General features: G+C 32.1%; 22 protein-coding genes and 1 tRNA gene. 16 read left to right on the forward strand and 7 right to left on the reverse strand.

Going from position 1 to position 17802, the window contains the following annotated elements:
• The first annotated feature begins 36 nt into the window (after positions 1-36).
• Positions 37-112: transfer RNA gene (locus BKH45_RS06285), tRNA-Ala, on the forward strand.
• A gap of 418 nt (positions 113-530) precedes the next feature.
• Here the strand turns inward: BKH45_RS06285 and BKH45_RS06290 are convergent.
• The 3 genes from BKH45_RS06290 to BKH45_RS08995 all read right to left on the reverse strand — a co-directional run bounded on the left by BKH45_RS06290 (position 531) and on the right by BKH45_RS08995 (position 1587).
• Entirely contained in the window at positions 531-839 is a 309-nt protein-coding gene (locus tag BKH45_RS06290; protein WP_095274640.1) for a hypothetical protein, read from the reverse strand.
• A gap of 135 nt (positions 840-974) precedes the next feature.
• Complete coding sequence (locus tag BKH45_RS08990; RefSeq protein WP_219349994.1) at positions 975-1205, reverse strand: DNA methyltransferase; 231 nt, start codon at positions 1203-1205, stop codon at positions 975-977.
• A 91-nt stretch (positions 1206-1296) separates the two neighbouring features.
• Positions 1297-1587 (reverse strand): DNA methyltransferase, encoded by a 291-nt coding sequence (locus BKH45_RS08995; protein WP_219349992.1) that lies wholly within the window; start codon positions 1585-1587, stop codon positions 1297-1299.
• 423 nt (positions 1588-2010) lie between these two features.
• Between BKH45_RS08995 and BKH45_RS06300 the strand changes: the two genes are divergently transcribed.
• Positions 2011-3660: a phosphoethanolamine transferase gene (locus BKH45_RS06300; protein WP_095274641.1), complete on the forward strand. Its 1650-nt coding sequence runs from the start codon at positions 2011-2013 to the stop codon at positions 3658-3660.
• A gap of 148 nt (positions 3661-3808) precedes the next feature.
• On the opposite strand, the gene BKH45_RS06305 is transcribed toward BKH45_RS06300, so the two are convergent.
• Both BKH45_RS06305 and BKH45_RS06310 read right to left on the reverse strand, forming a co-directional pair.
• The gene (locus tag BKH45_RS06305; protein ID WP_095274685.1) at positions 3809-4600 is read right to left on the reverse strand and encodes an ATP-binding protein; all 792 of its coding nucleotides are present in this window, start codon (positions 4598-4600) and stop codon (positions 3809-3811) included.
• Positions 4601-4610: 10 nt separating this feature from the next.
• Positions 4611-5957 carry an MFS transporter gene (locus tag BKH45_RS06310; protein ID WP_095274642.1) on the reverse strand — a complete coding sequence of 449 codons (1347 nt, stop codon included), beginning with the start codon at positions 5955-5957 and terminating at the stop codon, positions 4611-4613.
• A gap of 99 nt (positions 5958-6056) precedes the next feature.
• Here BKH45_RS06310 and rdgB point away from each other — a divergent pair, with 99 nt between their 5' ends.
• Entirely contained in the window at positions 6057-6698 is a 642-nt protein-coding gene (gene rdgB / locus BKH45_RS06315; RefSeq protein WP_095274643.1) for an RdgB/HAM1 family non-canonical purine NTP pyrophosphatase, read from the forward strand.
• Between the two features lie 97 nt (positions 6699-6795).
• Here rdgB and BKH45_RS06320 read toward each other — a convergent pair whose 3' ends face one another.
• Together BKH45_RS06320 and BKH45_RS06325 are read right to left on the reverse strand one after the other, a co-directional pair.
• The gene (locus BKH45_RS06320; RefSeq protein WP_095274644.1) at positions 6796-8187 is read right to left on the reverse strand and encodes a methyl-accepting chemotaxis protein; all 1392 of its coding nucleotides are present in this window, start codon (positions 8185-8187) and stop codon (positions 6796-6798) included.
• Positions 8187-8684 carry a PAS domain-containing protein gene (locus BKH45_RS06325; protein ID WP_095274645.1) on the reverse strand — a complete coding sequence of 166 codons (498 nt, stop codon included), beginning with the start codon at positions 8682-8684 and terminating at the stop codon, positions 8187-8189. The genes BKH45_RS06320 and BKH45_RS06325 overlap by 1 nt, the downstream gene beginning before the upstream one ends.
• Positions 8685-8795: 111 nt before the next feature.
• Between BKH45_RS06325 and truB the strand changes: the two genes are divergently transcribed.
• The 13 genes from truB to BKH45_RS06390 all read left to right on the forward strand — a co-directional run bounded on the left by truB (position 8796) and on the right by BKH45_RS06390 (position 17724).
• Positions 8796-9644: a tRNA pseudouridine(55) synthase TruB gene (gene truB / locus BKH45_RS06330; RefSeq protein WP_095274646.1), complete on the forward strand. Its 849-nt coding sequence runs from the start codon at positions 8796-8798 to the stop codon at positions 9642-9644.
• A complete protein-coding gene (locus tag BKH45_RS06335; RefSeq protein ID WP_095274647.1) occupies positions 9619-9849 on the forward strand; it encodes a carbon storage regulator in 231 nt (76 codons plus the stop codon). Before truB ends, BKH45_RS06335 begins: the two co-directional genes overlap by 26 nt.
• An 11-nt stretch (positions 9850-9860) precedes the next feature.
• Positions 9861-10676 (forward strand): 4-(cytidine 5'-diphospho)-2-C-methyl-D-erythritol kinase, encoded by an 816-nt coding sequence (locus tag BKH45_RS06340; RefSeq protein WP_095274648.1) that lies wholly within the window; start codon positions 9861-9863, stop codon positions 10674-10676.
• On the forward strand, positions 10654-11112 hold the full coding sequence (gene smpB, locus BKH45_RS06345; protein ID WP_095274649.1) for an SsrA-binding protein SmpB: 459 nt from the start codon (positions 10654-10656) through the stop codon (positions 11110-11112). Before BKH45_RS06340 ends, smpB begins: the two co-directional genes overlap by 23 nt.
• Before the next feature lie 2 nt (positions 11113-11114).
• Complete coding sequence (gene exbB, locus BKH45_RS06350) at positions 11115-11576, forward strand: TonB-system energizer ExbB (protein ID WP_095274650.1); 462 nt, start codon at positions 11115-11117, stop codon at positions 11574-11576.
• Between the two features lie 9 nt (positions 11577-11585).
• Positions 11586-11984 carry a biopolymer transporter ExbD gene (locus BKH45_RS06355; RefSeq protein WP_095274651.1) on the forward strand — a complete coding sequence of 133 codons (399 nt, stop codon included), beginning with the start codon at positions 11586-11588 and terminating at the stop codon, positions 11982-11984.
• Positions 11985-12050: 66 nt separating this feature from the next.
• On the forward strand, positions 12051-12185 hold the full coding sequence (gene rpmH, locus BKH45_RS06360) for a 50S ribosomal protein L34 (protein ID WP_095269548.1): 135 nt from the start codon (positions 12051-12053) through the stop codon (positions 12183-12185).
• The gene (gene rnpA, locus BKH45_RS06365) at positions 12186-12608 is read left to right on the forward strand and encodes a ribonuclease P protein component (protein WP_257874508.1); all 423 of its coding nucleotides are present in this window, start codon (positions 12186-12188) and stop codon (positions 12606-12608) included. It begins immediately after the preceding gene.
• A gap of 13 nt (positions 12609-12621) precedes the next feature.
• Entirely contained in the window at positions 12622-12960 is a 339-nt protein-coding gene (yidD, locus tag BKH45_RS06370) for a membrane protein insertion efficiency factor YidD (RefSeq protein ID WP_257874509.1), read from the forward strand.
• Positions 12961-12970: 10 nt separating this feature from the next.
• Positions 12971-14638 carry a membrane protein insertase YidC gene (gene yidC / locus BKH45_RS06375; protein ID WP_095274652.1) on the forward strand — a complete coding sequence of 556 codons (1668 nt, stop codon included), beginning with the start codon at positions 12971-12973 and terminating at the stop codon, positions 14636-14638.
• 9 nt (positions 14639-14647) lie between these two features.
• Positions 14648-15469 (forward strand): Jag N-terminal domain-containing protein, encoded by an 822-nt coding sequence (locus BKH45_RS06380; RefSeq protein WP_095274653.1) that lies wholly within the window; start codon positions 14648-14650, stop codon positions 15467-15469.
• A complete protein-coding gene (mnmE, locus tag BKH45_RS06385; RefSeq protein WP_095274688.1) occupies positions 15462-16832 on the forward strand; it encodes a tRNA uridine-5-carboxymethylaminomethyl(34) synthesis GTPase MnmE in 1371 nt (456 codons plus the stop codon). Before BKH45_RS06380 ends, mnmE begins: the two co-directional genes overlap by 8 nt.
• Position 16833: 1 nt before the next feature.
• Positions 16834-17724, forward strand: a complete 891-nt coding sequence (locus tag BKH45_RS06390) for a hypothetical protein (RefSeq protein ID WP_143428390.1) — start codon at positions 16834-16836, stop codon at positions 17722-17724.
• Positions 17725-17802: the final 78 nt, after the last annotated feature.

Below are 17802 nucleotides of genomic sequence, written 5' to 3' on the forward strand. Positions count from 1 at the left end.
TCTCAAAATTCATTTATAGACGAAACAGCAACTCAAGGGGTGTTAGCTCAGTTGGGAGAGCGCGACGCTGGCAGCGTCGAGGTCAGCGGTTCGATCCCGCTACACTCCACCATTATAACTTTTCTTTTCATCTTCGTTCATAGTATATTATCTTTCACTCATACCCATTAGCTTCGTCATATACGATATTTCTTTGTCCTTTTTTCTATATTGGTGTATAAAATTTTTTTGGGGTTACACTTTTAATATGGGTTTATTAAAAAATAACTCTCTAGCTTTTATTGTTATTTCTCAAATCTTATCTCCTGTTGTTAAAAATCATTACCCTAAAATTACAGATGAAAAATTTTAGGAGAATTATTAAGATGTATAGATGCTTATTCTAACTCCTTGTTAATAAGAACAGTTTTTGGCATTTTGTTGCTTTAATCCCTTTGCTTTCAGGGAATCTTTGTAGACTCAAATGGAGTTTTATTGGTGAGTATTTTAAATGAAGTTAAGACTTTCATTTATTAGGGAGAGTGGGTTTTTCATTCTGTAAAAAATTCTAAAAAACCAATGATGGGAGAGTCTTTGAATAAAGCCTTAAAAAATATGGGTTTTAGTGATGAACAAACAAAATTTTTATATTTATTAGGATCGTTGTAAAAATCAGATTCATAAAAATATGTCATGGAATAAATTGCACAGATATTTGCCAGGTTTCTTCTTGTTTTGGAATCTCCATAGATTGCCCCCATCTTAGAATCAAGATAACGCAACAATAGGCTGTGATCAAATATATTTTGATAATTATTTAAAAAATCGTCTTTTAAAATTTGTTTTATGAAATTTTTCATTGGAATTTCTAATAATAAATTTTATCCGGCAAATGATATTGCTTTATTTTTGGCATTATATTTTTTGAATTAATAATATTACATCTTTTATAGCCAATTTCGCAATATTGTGGATTTAACTCAATTCCAATGCCATTATCTCTTCAAATCATTTGCAACTTTGATTGTAGTAAAACTTCCGCTAAAAGGATCTGATACTATGTCATTAATATTGCCGGAAGCCTTTATTATTCGTTCTAATAACTTTTCCGGTTTTTGTGTTGGGTGATTTTGGTATTCTTTCATTCTGAAGCGAACTTTTGTAAAATTCCATACATTGCCCGGAACCTTTTGAGTATTATATAGTTGGGGTGTTTTTTCGATAATCTATCAGTTTTCTTTTAGCCCCTAGTTTTTGCTTCTATCATTATTTCATCCGCATTAAAAGTATAGCTATTCTTACTGCTTTTATTAATCATTAAAATTGGTTCATATAAAGAGCCAAATATTTTTTAGATTGGACGCTTGAACTATCATAACTCCAAATAATTCTTGAGAGAACATTGTAATTTTCACTTACAAAAACATCTAAAAATGGTATAAATTGTGTAGCGGTCATAAAATACATCGTTCCATTGTCTTTTAAAATCCGCATACACTCATTTATCCATGTTTTACACCAATTAATATAATCTTTTGTGCAATTCCATTTGTCTCTGTTATTGCCAAAATTTTTATCAATATTATAAGGAGGATCAGCAAAAATCAAAGCAATAGACTTATCTTTTATAAACTTTAATTTTTTTATATAACGAAGAGATAGGGTGGTTTGAATTTAAATCCAATATTCCCAAACTTTGTTTTTATGATTCTTTGTAATATTTTGAAACAAAAAGTTTTGGAAGTTCATGAAGTCAATGATTGGGTTGGTTTTTAAGCTAAGTGTTGAATATCAAATATTAATAATTTAGTCGGTATTTGCCTTGATTGTTTTGCTTATTAATTATTATTAATATCAAAAATGAAGTAGTCATCATTTTTGATAAATTTATATTTCATCATTTGAATACCTCTTTTTTTCAATAAATCTCTAAAATATCTAATTGCAATAAATTATTATTCTCATTAAGAAATTCATTAAATTTATGATAATATTTTTATTTTAATTTTTAATAGATTTTAGGAGAATAATTTGATTTTGGATAAGAGATTTTATATTTTTATTTTGATAAATATTATTGTTGAACTCTTTACCCCTTTTATCAAAGTAAGTAATTACACTCGAGTAGTGCTTTATAGCTTTATTTTTATATTAGCAATATATTTTTTATTAGATTTTATAAAATCCAATAAATTAAGGCATATTTTTAAAAATATTATCACGTTGTGTTGTATGGTTGTGGGTTTTATAGATTTATTTTGTATTTTTAATTTCAATACATCTATTTCAGTAGGTATCGCGGATGTGTTTATTTCTACTCAAAAAAATGAGGCAATAAATTTTTTGAGATTTTATTTTGAAATGCCAAATAATATTATTTTGCTTGTAGTGTATGTTGTTATTTGCACCCTATTTTTTCTAATAAAAAAGGATTTTATTTTAAAAATAAATAAAAAGTTTGTAGGAATTTTTTTGGCTATCGTCATTGTTGTTTTAGCAGGATTGACCATTAGAGATTATATAAAAAGCAACACTTATGTAAAACGCGGTCTTCATACAATTGAAAAATTTGCTCAATTGGTTAATGTTACTAATATAATCTATTCTTTGGGTGTTGCTATGCATAATCAGAATAATTATAAGCAAGTTATGCAAACAAGTTTTGAGATCCCACAAGGATATATATTGGCAAATGATGCCAATATTCCTAATATTGTTGTTCTTATAGGAGAGAGTGCTTCAAAAGATTTCATGCATATTTATGGTTATGGTTTAGAGAATACGCCCAACCTGAACAGGGCTTTAGAAGATGGCAATTTATTTGTATTCAATAATGTAATAGCTCCGGCAGCAAACACAGCCAGTGTATTTGAGACAATATTAAACTTTAGTGATTATGAAAATAAAGAAGTGCCTTGGTATAACCAAATGAATGTTTTGGATATTATGAAAATGGCAGGGTATAAGACTTTATGGTTTTCTAATCAAGAAAGGGTAAGCGTTTGGGGAAGTGCGCCTACAGCTTTATCAACTCGAGCAGATTCTTCGTTTTGGACACAATTAGGAAATAATTTTCTTAATGAATATGATGAAAAATTAATCTCTTTATATCAAAATCATAAACATAATTTGAGTGATAAAAATTTCATTATTTTTCACTTGATGGGCTCTCATTTACCTTATGGGATTAGATTTCCGGGTTCTTATGGCAAATTCAAACCCGGTGATATTGATTCTAAAAATTTACATATAGTCCATAAAAATGCTCTCAAAATACTCAGTGATTATGCCAATTCTATATTATATACAGATGATGTTCTCAATGAGATTTTCAATCTTTTTAAAAATACAGATTCGATTATTTTTTATTTTAGCGATCATGCCCAAGATATTTTTCAGAGTGGGAATACTGTTGGGCATAAATGCGATAATTATGGCGTAGAAATACCTTTTATGATTTTTGTAACTGATGAATTTAAGAAAAATCATCCGGATAAAATCAATCTGATAAAAAATGCTCTCAATAAACCCTTTATGAATGATGATTTTATTCAGTCTTTTTTGCCATTAATAGGTATTAAGACAAAAGATAGCATTGAATCTAAAAATATTTTCAGTCCTCATTTTGATACAAAGCGAAAAAGGATTTATTGTGGGAATATGGATTATGATAAACAATAAGCATTTCTTTATTGCCGGATTTATTTATCTTTAAGATAAGAATTTTGCAAAATAAAATGCTATTTTGGGTAATAACTTTGAATTTTTGTTTTTAAAGGAATGATTTTAAGGAACCTGGGTTTTGGGCAATTCCTTAAAATCTTGTAAATTAAATGTTAAAATAGTTTTTGTCGCTAAAGCTTTGGGCATGGAGATTGCAAAAGGCATTTTTGAGAGAATGAAAAAAATCAGGATTTGATTTTTCTAAACCGCAGAGAAAATTTTTAGTTGTAACTCTTGCGATAGGAGGTTTGTCTGAATCAGGTTGCTTGGCAGGGCAATTGCAATCAGGAGCTGTAGGAATATTTTGAGATTGAACGAAATCAATGCTTTGCCTCTCTCGTATGTGTATAAGAGGACGAATTACATGAAGTCCATTTTCTGCTTGATAGATAGGCGACATACTGCGCAACATTCCATTGTAAGTAAGATTCATAAAAAAACTCTCAGCCGCATCATCAAGATGATGAGCAATAGCGACTTTATTATAACCCATCTCAAGTGCTTTAGCATAAAGAGCCCCGCGTCGCATTCGTGAGCAAAAACTACAATAAGAGCTTCCTGTGCGGCGTTTTTGTTTGATTGTATCAGCAATGTTTGTATGGTAAATCTCATGAGGGATACCTTGTTTTTGGCAAATTTGTGTAAGCCAATCAAATTGTTCTCCAAGTCCATAATGGATTGTGATGGCTTGAAATTCGAAATCAAAAGGCGCATGACGTTTCATTCTCTCTAAAATACATGCCAACAAGATAGAGTCTTTACCCCCGCTTAACCCTAATAAAACCTTATCTCCTTCTTTGATGAGTCCATATTGTGCATTAGTCCTGCCTACAGTATTGAGAATTTTTTTACTGATTTGGTATTTTTGTGTTTGAGAATCTAAAAGTATTTTATCCATATTTTGACCTTTATAATTGTTGTTTAAATTTTTCACATTTTTCCATTATTTGGGATTGTGTATAGGTTTTAGCATTGTATTTAACAATAATGATTTTCTCAGATTCATTCACATACCATTCTATAATACCCTCTGTTTGCGTGAGGGTTTTAAATTTTTGTTTGTCATAAAGCTTTAGGGGCAGATAAATATTTTTTTGTTTAGCAGGGTTGCTCAATAAGACTAAAATGATTATCCAAACAACACAAATACAAGCAATCAAAATAGCAAGTTCTTCAATACCCATGCTGTGATAGAGTATCCCCCCTGCAGTTCCTCCTACAAAAGATCCTATATAGCCATAAGTGGTAAAAATCCCCAATGCAGCACCTCTTTGGTGAGCTTTTGCATATTTGCTTGCAAGAGATTGCATGATAGGTTCTAGTGTTGCAAATCCTATAAAAAAGATCATAATCCCGGCAATAAAAAGCCAGACCATAGGAGAAGCCTTGTGAATATCGGAAATACCAATACATAAATAAGCGACTAAAAACATAGCTACTCCATAAAGCATGACAACTTTTGCTTTGCCATATTTTTCTGCAATAATACTTGCAGGAGCCATAGCAATTACACCAATAATAGCCCCGGGTGCATAAATTTTATAAAGACTTTCCTCACTCCAGCCAAATTCATTTACAATCACCAAAGGAATAATTACAAAAATTAAAGTCATCAATGTTTTCTCTAAGAAAGAACTGATGTTGATAATCCAAAGATTTTTATCTTGAAGAGTCCCTTTCCATTGAGGTTTTCCCTCAAAAGAATAGGTGATTTTTGGTGTGTTGGGGACTTTGGTATAAAGAAGTATCATAGAGCAAAAAGTAAGGAATGCAGTAATGCCAAATAAGATATTAACACCAAAATTTGCCCCAATAACAGGTCCTGCAATCATTGCAAGTGTAAAACTTGCAAAAATTCCTCCACCCATTATTGCCATCGCTTTGGTGCGCTGCTCCTCGCGGACAAGATCACTTACTTGTGCGCTAACTACACCTCCTACTGCGCCAGCTCCTTGAATAAGCCTGCCAATTACCAGAAGCTCAATATTATGTGCCATAGCACAAATAATAGAGCCTATCATAAATATAAAAAGCCCTATCATGACAATTTTCTTGCGATCATAGCGATCGCTTGCAATCCCAAAGGGGGTTTGAAAAATCACTTGTGTAAGGTAAGCTCCCCCTACAGCTAGTCCCAACATTAATGGAGAGGCATTGAAACTTGTAGCATATAAAGAAATCACAGGCAAGACAATAAATAATCCTAAAAATCTAAGGACGATAATTCCGGTGAGTGGAAGAGTAGCTTTTATCATTGTTTGAAACCTTTTTAGGATTTTAGGAGGTAAGTTTTTTGGTATGATTATAACTCAAAAGTTTATTTTTTTGGAATTTTTAAGAATGAGTGAGAAAAAATGTCTATTCAAAAAGTAAAAATCTTAATCGCAAGTGGAAATGAGGGAAAAATTAGAGAAATCCAAGATATTTTTGAAGAATATGAGGTCATAAGTGATATAAAAGCATATGAAAATCTTCATATTCAAGAAAATGGCAATAGCTTTGAAGAAAATGCTTTGATTAAAGCAAAAAGTTTTTATGCCACCCTTAAAGAGCAAGCCCATAATCTTATTGTAATGGCTGATGATAGTGGGTTGTGTGTAGATATGTTAGAGGGGGAACCCGGTATTTATAGCGCCAGATATGCCAACCTCGATGCAAATCTTGATACAAATGCTTCTGATAGCGCAAATTTGGCTTATCTGATTAAAAAATTACACCAAAAATCATTGCATACTTCAGATGCAAAGTTTGTGGCTTGTATAGCCATAGTGGGAAAAATCAGGGGAAAATATGTCGAGCATATTGTGAGAGGAGAGCTTAAGGGGAGCGTCATAGACATTATAAGGGGTGATCATGGGTTCGGGTATGATCCTATTTTTGTGCCTTTGGGTTATGCATGCAGTCTTGGAGAATTGAATCCTGATGAAAAAAACAAAATTTCTCATCGCCATAATGCCCTGCATGAGCTTAAGATATTTTTAAATAATAATTTTTGATTATTATTTATTTGAAAATCTATTTTTTATAGGTTTCAGAAAAATTTTGTATCAAAATCTAAAATGAAGCTGTTTTTATCACTAAATCACTAAGCCCTTAATCATTGGTTTCAAGTTTGTCCAGTAATTTTTTACTTTGTGTTTCCAGAGCTTGGATATCTATGAGAATATTTTTAGCTATTTGAGGAGTAATTTCGCCTGTGATAGCGCAAATGGCACTTTTAGAATGTTTGTTTATTTGTGTTTTGAGTATTTCAAACTCTTCTTGGGGAATGAAATGATTAAGGATAGTTTTTGTGTCTTGGTTATCAAAAAGTGCTGAAATAGGATTTTTATTGAAATCTTGTGTTTGATGTTGATTATTAAGACTCAAATAAAGATGAGATTTATAAAGAATATGATCGAGCTTGGCAATACTCAGTATTAAATATTTTGATAGATCAATAAACATGAGTGAAAGTTTAATGCTATTTTGTTCCATGTTGTCAAAAACAACATTAAAATCTGTGATTTTTTCTTGAGAAGTGCTTGCAATTTCATAGACTTCTTGAGTGCTAAGCTCAATAGCATTGACTTCTTGTTGCATAGTTTGGATAGCTATAGAGATTTCATCAGTAGCTTTGTGTGTTTTTTCGGCAAGTTTTCTGATTTCATCAGCCACCACAGCAAATCCCCTTCCATGTTCGCCCGCTTTAGCTGCTTCTATGCTGGCATTGAGTGCCAATAAATTGGTTTGGGTAGCAATATCAATGATAAGTTCTATGACATTACCTATATCTTGGGATTTTTGAGCAAAACTTGAAATAGATGCATTGCTTTGATCCATGAGTTGCATAAGATTATTAATAGATTCTGTAATGGAACTGACATCATTTTTGCTTTGATTAGATAGAGTTTTGATGGTTTGAATACTTTGATGGACGCCTTGCATGAGATGGATATTTTTTTCCAGTTCTTTAGATATTTTTGTTAAGTCATTGTTTTGATTGGTTAGACTTATATCCATCAGTGATTTTGAGAGGGCATTTTTGATATTTTCTTTATGATTTTTTTCAATATTTTCAAGCACAGCATTCATACTCTCGATATTGTAAGCAAAAGTCCCTTTGAGTCCTTCTTGGATACCTTTTCGATAAAATTCATTTTTGGAAGAAGATTCAATAGAAGTTTTTATCTCGCGTAAAAATGCCTCAAGATGATCGGTTAAATCATTGATATTGTCTGCAATAGTAACTAATTCTTTAGGACCTCCGGCATTAATGATGCGACTTTCAAAATTTCCTTCTTTTAGATTTTGTGAGACTTGAAGAATTTGAGAGATGATTTTTTGGGCGAAATTATTTTCAGATATTTGGATAAAAACAAAAATCATTAAAATTACAAAAACCCCATCAAGAGCAAAATTTTCAAGTCCAAATGGGTTGAGGAAATGATTGAGAAGAATCCCGATAAAACAAAACAACACAAGGATAAAAATTTTTAGATTCATTAAATATCCTTTTGCAAATCAAATATGATTTGATTATAGGGTTTGTTAAATTTTTTGGATAATTCCTCAAGCATTTTGAGACCCCCCTCCATACCTTGAGATTTTTCTGTTTCAAGCATTTGGGCATAAATATCTATCATCATTGTGATTGCTTTGGGATTAGGTTTTCTGCGGACAGAATAATAACCAATGATTTGATTATTGACATCAAAACTGGGAGTAATATTGGCAAAAACCCAATAGAAATTCCCTTCTTTGTTTCTATTTTTGACGAATGCAAAAATTTCTTTTTTGTTTTGGATATAATCCCATAAAAGTTTGAAGACACTTCTTGGCATATCAGGATGCCGAATAATATTGTGCGGTTTGTGAATAAGTTCATATTCTTGAAATTTTGCATAATGCAGAAAATCTTTATTGCAATAAGTAATTTTGCCCTTCAAATCTGTTTTTGAAGTAATAAGGGTATCAGGAGTTAGGATAAGCTCTTCTTCCAAAACGATTCCTTTTTATTAACGATAATTTCAAAAAAAATAGGCTTTATTATATGAAAATATAAATAATATAAAACTTATAAAAAATAATTAAAATTTAAGGATGGCAATACTTTGGAAGCCTTGATCGCAGTCTATAAACCTTCCCAGATTTCTTGTAATTTTTTCTTACATAAACTCAAACATACTTATGGGGTTAAAAAAGCAGGTTATTCAGGGACGCTTGATCCTTTTGCACGCGGAAGCTTGATTGTAGGGTTTGGAAGTTATACAAAACTTTTTCCTTATATATCAAAAAGCCCTAAAGTTTATAAAGCAACTTTATGGTTAGGAGCAAAAAGTCCAAGTTTAGATACAGAAAATGTGTTTTATGTCAAAAAAGTCGATCATGTTGAGGAAAATAAAATACGAAATATTTTAGATTCTCTTAAGGGTGAGATTGTCTATACACCTCCTATATATAGTGCCAAAAAAATTCAAGGAAAAAGGGCTTATGAGCTTGCAAGATTGGGCATGGAAGTGAAGCTTAGTCAAGTTAAAATGCAGGTTTTTGATATAGAATTATTGCAGTATTGCCATCCTTATATTAGCTTTTGTGCAAGTGTCAGTGAGGGGGCTTATATTCGCAGCATTGGTGAGATGATAGCTAAGGCTTTGGGAGTAGATGGGGTGCTTTGCTCTTTAGAGAGGGTGCGGGAGGGAAAATTTCAAGCCAAAGTAGGTAAAATAGAAAATATTAATCCTTTAAGTGTGCTTGATTATCCCATAATTTCTGATTTCTCTGATGAGATAAGGGAAAATTTATGGTTAGGAAGGAAATTTTTGTTAAAAAATCAAAGATCAGGTATCTATATAGCCAATTTTGAGGATTTTTTCTCTATAATTGAAGTTTTAGAAGACAAGAGTATCAAGTATTTATTAAATAGGATGAATAAAAATGTTAATTTTATCAAGAAAACCTGATGAGAGTATTGTAATTGGCGATAATATTATTGTCAAAATCATATCTGTTGATAGAGGGAGCGTGAAGTTAGGTTTCCAAGCCCCGCCCAATACTTTGATACTTCGAAGTGAGTTGCGAGAAGCTATAACTTCAGAAAATAAAAAAGCCTCTATAGGTGTTGATAACCATACCCTTGATAGTATTGGTAAGCATATTAAGCATTAAAAAGGCCAAGATTGATATTTGAAGTATTTCCAAAAGTAAATATTTTTTTAAAAATTATAGGATCTAAGGGATCATACCATCAAATTTCTTCACGTTTTGTTTTGACAAAAGGAGAATTAAAGGATATTGTTGAGATAAAAAATGCCCCTAAATTTTCTCTTAAGGGTAATTTTGGTTGTCAAAAAGAACAAAATTTAATTTATAAAGTCATTTTGGAACTCAAAAATTATTTAGATACCAATAAAAAAGATACTTCTATGCTTGAATGCCTTGATATTGAAGTGCAAAAAGGTATTCCAAAAGGTGCGGGATTGGGTGGAGGAAGCGCAGATGCAGGGGTGTGTCTTAGCAAAATAAATGAATTTTTTAATTTAGCCCTGACACAAACGCAACTCCGCGCTATAGGTATGAAGGTTGGAGCAGATGTAAGTTTTTTTGTGAGTGGTTATGAAAGTGCGAATGTTTCAGGAATTGGGGAAGTATTGCAAAAATATGATGAGAAAGCATGTGAGTTAAAAATTTTTACGCCAAATATACCTTGTGATACTAAAATCGTTTATGAAAGATATGATATTTGTCAAAACTATTTATCTAACCATATGGATGTGATGGATATAAAAAATTTGGAAAAAACACAAAGTAAGCAAATTTTATTACTTCATAAACGTGAAAATCTAAATGACTTGCTAATGCCTGCCTTAAAAGCGTATCCAAAACTTGCTAAAATTGAAAAAGAACTTGGAGATGAATGGTTTTTTAGTGGGAGTGGGAGTAGCTTTTTTTGTCTGAAGGAAAAAAGGGAAGTTGATGTTTGTAGCAAAAAATAAAAAAGCTTTTTTTGATTATGAGATTTTAGAAAGCGTAGAGGCGGGTATTTCTCTGCAGGGATCGGAAGTAAAAGCATTGCGAAGTGGGAGAGTAAATCTTAAAGATAGTTTTGTTAAAATTGTGCGAAATGAAGCATTTGTATTTGGTATGCACATTTCTTATTTGGGCACGACAAACCCTTATTACAAGCCTAATGAAAGGCGTGATAGAAAACTACTTTTACATCGCAGGCAAATTGATAAATTATTTGGACAAGTAAGTATGCAAGGGCTTAGCATTGTCCCTTTAAGAATTTATTTCAATCAAAGAAACAAAGTAAAGCTTGAAATTGCTTTGGTTAAAGGAAAAAATCTTCATGATAAACGCGAAAGCATTAAGAAAAAAATACTTGATAGGGAAGCTGAGGCGAGTTTGAAAAATTATTATAAGGGTTAGAGATGAAAGAATGGCTTGATTATGGTATTTTGGGATTCTTGGGATTTTTATCTGTTATCGTAATTGCAATAGGGATTGAGAGAGTTTGGTTTTATGCAACAGTGCGAGTAGATGATTATGCTGATAAACGCGAACTTGAGTTGGATCTCCATAAGCGATTAACTTTAATTGCAACAATAGGATCAAATGCTCCCTATGTAGGTCTTTTGGGAACAGTTGCGGGGATTATGATTACATTTGTTGATATTGGATCTACTTCTTTTGTAGATACTAAAGCAATTATGATAGGGCTTGCCTTGGCACTCAAAGCCACAGCAATGGGTCTCATTGTAGCAATCCCTTCTATTGTGATCTATAATATGCTTGTGCGAAAGAGTGAAATTATTATTACAAAATGGGATATTTATCATAATCCCCCTGTTGCAACTAAAGCTATTCCTAAGCGTTTAGATATTGATTCTTAAGGGTATAAAATGAAAAAAATGGATTCTATGAATCTTGTTCCTTTTATTGATATTATGCTTGTGCTTTTGGTTATTGTTTTAACTACGGCATCTTTTGTTTCCACTTCTAAATTGCCTATTAATATTCCAAAAGTTGATGAAAATTCTTCTCAAGCTCAAAAAGTTTTAGATAAAAAACAAGTACATATTGCTATTAATAATCATGGCAAATATTATCTCGATAATAAAGAAGTCAGTTTTGATACTTTAAAAAATAAAATAAATTCATATCCTAAAGACACTCCGGTAGTGCTGGAAGGAGATAAAGACAGCGATTTAGACAGTTTTGTCAAAATAGTAGATCTGCTCCAAAAAAACGATCTCAAAGAAATCTATATTTTAGTCGAAGATAAAAATCAAACCAAGTAATCTAGAAGTTTTTATTAAGTAAAAATCCATTATAATACAAGCTTTATTTTATACTAAGGGATATTAATGAAGCGAACATATCAACCGCATAATACGCCAAGAAAACGCACACATGGTTTTCGCCTAAGAATGAAAACTAAAAATGGCAGGAAAGTTATCAATGCCAGAAGAGCCAAAGGAAGAAGAAGACTTGCAGTCTAAATGGATTTAAATTGTGTGGGTTCTCTAAAGAATAAAAAAGAATTTGATTTTGTATATAAAAGAGGCATCAAAAGATATGCAAAAAATTTTACTCTTTATTTAATAGAATTAGGGGAGGGTAGATTTTTGTTTCAAGACAGACTATCGGCTTGCAATAATTTTTTATTGGGGCTTAGTATTTCAAAAAAGGTGGGCAAGGCTGTTAAGCGTAATCTTATAAAACGAAGAGTAAGATTTTTGTGCAAGAGTCATTTCCAAAAACTTGAAAATTATGCAATGATTTTCGTAGCAAAGGATGGGATTACTCAGCTTTCTTATGAAGAGTTAGAGCGAGATTTCTTAAAATGTTTGAGGATCCCTCTTTCTTCCGGTTTGTCATCTTTGCGAACAAAACCATATAAAAAGCGTTTTTACAACAGCTAAAAATGGAGGCATTATGAGTATATTTCGTTTGGGGGTTGTTTATATGGTGGAAAAATTAGTTTTTTTCTACCAAAAATTTATTTCTCCTCTTTTGCCCGGTAGCTGCAGGTATTATCCTACGTGCTCAGAATATGCTTTGTGGTGCATTCGTTTTGAGTCTCCATTATGTGCATTTTTGAAAATTTGCTTGAGGGTTTTAAAATGTAATCAATTTTTTGTCGGAGGGATTGATTATCCTATTGGTCACAGAGCTTTGGAAGTTAGATTTTCATCACCTCAAAAAATACTTTTTTGGCTAGTGCCTTTAGCACACACATCAAAATCAAAATTTTATATTATCAAATCACTATAGAGGAGCATTATTGAAACAGAATAATAATTTACGGATTATTTTAGCGGTTGCATTTTCATTTTTATTTATTGTGATTTATGGTTATTTCCAAAAACCTTCCCAAGAAAATATTCCCTTGCCTGCTGAACAAATACAAAAAGCACAAGATACTTCTAAACAATCTCTATCCCAATCCCAAAATTCTATTTCCACATCAACTTCTGCGCAAGAAAATGATGGTTTTGATGCTAATAATATAATTGCCGGGGTTATAACTAAAGACACAGAAATTACAATTGATTCATTGGGGCGAATTTCTCAAATCTATCTCAAAGATAAAAAATTTACTGCCCCTAAGCAAGAGGGATTTTTTGATCATATCAAAAGACTTTTTGGTTTTGCAAGCAAACCTCAAGAGATTATTAGTAAACTCCCGCTTTTAGGTAAGGATGCCCTCAAACCTTTGGAAATTAGATTCTCAGATGTAGAGATTAATAATCAAGCTTTCAGTACCTCCTATCAGCCTTCTACAAAATATCTTAATATCGAAAATTCTCCGCAAACAATTACTTTGACTCAAACATTAAAGGGAATTTTAATTAAAAAAATAATTACTTTTTATCCTAATCTTAAATATGATGTTAAAATTGAATTGAACCATAAAAATTTGTCTTATTTTGTTACCAATGGTTCCAGACCTGTGGCTGATGCAGATGGATATGCTTTTCATGGTGTGTTACTTGAGAATGCTGAGGGCAAGATTGAAAAAGTTGAGGATAAAAAAGCAGATAGTTTTCAAGAATTTGCAGGGGCAAAATTTATTGCCAGTGTAGATAGATATTATACATCTTTATTTTTTACCCAATCCCCCAAAGGTTTTGATGCTATCATTGATGCACAAGAAGGCACAAAAGATCCGTTGCCTTTTATTAAGTATAGCGGGGATGCAGAATTTGAAGGTTATATAGGACCTAAAAATTATCAAGAACTCAAACAAATTTATCCTATTCTTACAGATGTGGTTGAATATGGAATTATCACCTTTTTTGCCAGGCCGGTATTTTTGCTGCTTCAATTTCTTCACCATTATATTGGAAATTGGGGTTGGGCGATTATTTTACTTACTTTAATTGTGCGTATTATTCTTTATCCATTGAGTTATAAGGGAATGGTAAGTATGCAAAAACTTAAAGATATTGCCCCTAAAATGAAAGAAATTCAGGAAAAATACAAAGGTGATCCTCAAAAAATTCAGGCGCAAATGATGCAATTGTATAAAAAACATGGAGCCAATCCTTTGGGTGGGTGTTTGCCTTTGATTCTCCAAATTCCAGTATTCTTCGCTATCTATCGTGTGCTTTATAACGCTGTTGAGCTTAAGAGTGCAGGGTGGATTTTATGGATTCATGACTTATCGGTTATGGATCCTTATTTTGTTTTGCCAATTTTAATGGGTATTTCAATGTATTTGCATCAGGTTTTGACGCCCAATACAATTGCAGATCCCACACAGGCTAAGATTTTTAAGCTTTTGCCTGTGGTATTTACATTGTTCTTAATCACTTTCCCCGCCGGGCTTGTGCTTTATTGGACGGTAAATAATATATTTTCGATTATTCAGCAGCTTCTTATCAATCGAATGCTTGATAGGAAAAAAGCTTTAGAAATTGAAGAGCATAAACACCAACATCACCAATGAGAGTAAGAAATGAGAAAAATTGTTGCCAAAACTTTGCAAGAAGCTATTACGCAGGCATCTTTAGAGTTAGGCTGTTCGGTTACTGAACTTGATTATGAAATTGTCCAAGCGCCTTCAAAAGGGTTTTTGGGTATAGGCAAAAAAGAGGCTGTGATTGTAGCAACAATCACCAAAAATACAGAAGAAAAAAAATCTTCTCATCAAATATCACCGCCTCCAAAATTAACAACGCAGACCAACTCATCTAAGACATCTATACAGAATCTCCAAAAGCATGATATAACACATCCAAATCATTTATATTCTGATGGATTTGAAATTCAAAGTCATGAGATTGAAGAGAACTTTTTTAAAGAAATTCAAGATCCTAATGGAGTAATCCAAGAAATTGAGACTGAACTGAAGGCATTATTTATGACAATGCCCTATAAGATTGATACAATTAATGTCAGCGTATATGATTCTCAAACGCTTTTGATTTTATTAGATGGTCAAGATTCTGCTTTGATGATTGGAGAAAAAGGATATAGATACAAGGCGTTGTCTTATTTGCTTTTTAACTGGATTCATCCTAAGTATGGTTATAATATTCGATTAGAAATTGCACATTTTTTAAAAAATCAAGAAGAAGCTATGGAAATTTATCTTCAAGGTATTATTGCAACAATAAAAGAAAGTGGTAAGGCACAAACAAAGCCATTAGATGGGATATTAGCCTACATAGCCTTAAAAAGATTACGTGAAATTTTTCCAAATAAATATGTATCTTTTCGAATAAATTCTTTGGATGAACGCTATATTATTATAAGTGATTTTATTAAAAATGAATGAAAAACGAACCATTGTTGCTGTTTCTACACCTATAGGTAAGGGAGCAATGGCGATTGTAAGAATGAGTGGAGAGGAAGCATTAAGAATTACTTTAGAGATTAGCCACAAAAAAGAATTTTCACCCCGATATGCTACACTTTCATCAATATATAATTCTTCTAATGAATTGATTGATGAAGCTATTATTATTTATTTCAAAGCACCATATAGTTATACACGAGAAGATGTGTGCGAAATACAATGCCATGGTGGGGCAATGAGTGCAAGGATGATTGTAGAGACATGCTTGCATAAGGGTGCTCATCTTGCACTTCCGGGTGAGTTTAGCAAAAGAGCCTTATTGAATGGACGCATTGATTTTTCTCAAGTTAATGCAATTTCTAAAATCATAGATGCCAAGAGTGAAAAAATTCTTAAAGTGCTTGCCAAGCAACTTAAAGGTGAGTTGGGAATTTTTGTGGATCAATGCAGAGAAGCTTTGGTAAGAATGCTTAGCTACAGTGAAGTTATGATTGATTATAGCGAAGAAGATATCCCCTCTAATATAGTAGCAAATACTTTGAACCAAATTGAAGAAATGCAAAATCGATTAAAATATATTTATGAATTTTCAAAAATGCGTCAAGGCATGATTGAAGGGTATCGTTTAAGTATTGTTGGGAGACCTAATGTTGGCAAAAGTTCAATATTAAATGCTATTTTACTTTATGATCGAGCTATTATTAGTCCCATAGCAGGCACAACACGAGATACAATCGAAGAAAGTATTCATGTTGATGGTCATACAATACGTATTGTTGATACCGCCGGTATTCGCCAAACTCAAGATATGATTGAGTCATTAGGGATTCAAAAAAGTATCAATTCTATAGAAGAGAGCGATATTGTATTGGTTGTTTTTGATGCTTCTGAAGAAATTACACAAGAAGATAAAGAAATTCTGAAACTCATTAATACCTATAAGGATAAACATTGTGTTATTATTTTGAACAAAAGTGATTTGCCCGCTAAAATGAGTTTTTCTGTTTTAGAATCTTTGATAACAATTCCTTACCAAAGTATTGTTATTAGCACCAAAGATTCTCAAGATTGCACTTTGAGACTTAAAAATATTTTTTCTTCTATTATCTCTGAAGATGAAGTTGGTGATGAGATGCTTTTGACTTCTGTTTTTCAGATTGAATCATTTAAAAAAGCTATTGACGCGCTCCAAAAAGCTGCCTGTGTTTTTGAGAACTTGGAATTAGAACTTTTTTCATATAATATTAAAGATGCAATTGAAGCTATAAGCGCAGTTACAAGACCTTATGATATATCAGAAATGTTTGACAAAATGTTTGGTGAATTTTGCTTGGGAAAATAGATTGCTCAAATTTCCTTCCCCATTACAAGAGTATATTTGGCGAGGAAGAAAATTTTATATCAAGCGTGATGACTTAATTCACCCCTTATTTAATGGTAATAAAGCTCGTAAATTTGAAGGATTATTGAATCTGGATATGAAAATTTTGGTGAGTTATGGAGGCAATCAATCTAATGGGTTAGCCACTCTTTCTTATATTGCCAAAATCAAGGGATGTCAATTTTTTTATGTTACTCCTGTGCTTAGTTCATTTTTAGAACAATTTCCACAAGGAAATTTAGCTTTGGCAAGAGAGAATGGAGTTTTGTTTGAATATTTGACATCCAAAGAGCATGTGAATGTGAATATGCTCCAAAAAAGAGCACTTGAAATTTCTAAGTCATTAGGAGATGGTGTGCAATTTATCCCACAAGGAGGGGCATGTGAGATTGCAAGAGTAGGTATTCAAAGATTAGCCTTAGAGCTTAAAACTCAGATGGCATCGTTGAAAAATCCAATTATTTTTTATGTTTCAGGCACCGGAGCAAGTTCGGGTTATCTTTCAGAATTGATTCCTAATGTATTTACAACTCCAAGTGCAGGGAATGAAGAATATTTAAAAAGCTTATTTGTAGCTATGGGCATCGCCGAGCATCCCCATGTGTTGTCTATACATAAAAAAATTCCTTTTGCTAAACCTGATGACAGGCTTTGGGAAGTTTATACAGAATGGTTGGACTTAGGTATTGAATTTGATTTGATATATGATTGTTTGGGTTGGTTGTGTATTATGGAGCATTTGCATGATTTTACAGACAATGAGATTGTTTTTATTCATTCCGGTGGCACAAATGGAAACTTGACACAAAAAGAGCGCTATTACAGACAAGCCGGGAAGGTATCTTATAAATAATTTTATACTTAATATAAAAATAAAATTATTATCAATAAGTCTCAATAATGATATTAAAGTTTGCGATATAAAGCTATT

The sequence above is a fragment of the Helicobacter sp. 11S03491-1 genome, assembly GCF_002272835.1.
Lineage (GTDB): Bacteria > Campylobacterota > Campylobacteria > Campylobacterales > Helicobacteraceae > Helicobacter_J.